Origin of the sequence: Stenotrophomonas sp. YIM B06876, assembly GCF_030711595.1 — a bacterium.
Taxonomy (GTDB): domain Bacteria; phylum Pseudomonadota; class Gammaproteobacteria; order Xanthomonadales; family Xanthomonadaceae; genus Stenotrophomonas.
In genome coordinates, this window is sequence record NZ_JAUJUJ010000633.1 from 1 (window position 1) to 369 (window position 369).

1 protein-coding gene is annotated in these 369 nt (G+C 69.9%); it reads right to left on the reverse strand.

Annotated features, from left to right (window positions below):
- Positions 1–369 (reverse strand): methylmalonyl-CoA mutase family protein (locus QZH66_RS18800; protein WP_305807292.1); only part of this gene is annotated, 369 nt, incomplete at both ends.

Consider the following 369-nt stretch of genomic DNA (forward strand, 5'->3'; position numbering starts at 1 on the left):
CTGACCCCGATCGTGCCCGTCCTGCCCCAGTTTGGCGATCAGGATGCGCGGCGGGCCGCCGTCGTTCTCGACGAAGGTCGCGACCATGTCGCGGGCGCGGGCGACCTTGGGATCATTGCCCGCCTCCTTGCCATAGACGCCCGAGACGGTCTTCACGGTGGCCACGTGGCGACCGAAGGCGGCCTCCAGCGCGTCGGAAATCTCACCCACCGTAGCCTTGGCGCGGGCGGCCTGAACCGCCAGTTCCAGCAGGTTGGCGTTTCCGCGCGCGCCTGCGGTCAGAGCCTCCAGAGCGGCGTCGGTCGCGGCCTGATCGCGCTCGGCGCGTAGCTTCTTCAGCTTGTCGATCTGGGCGGCCAGAACGGCGGC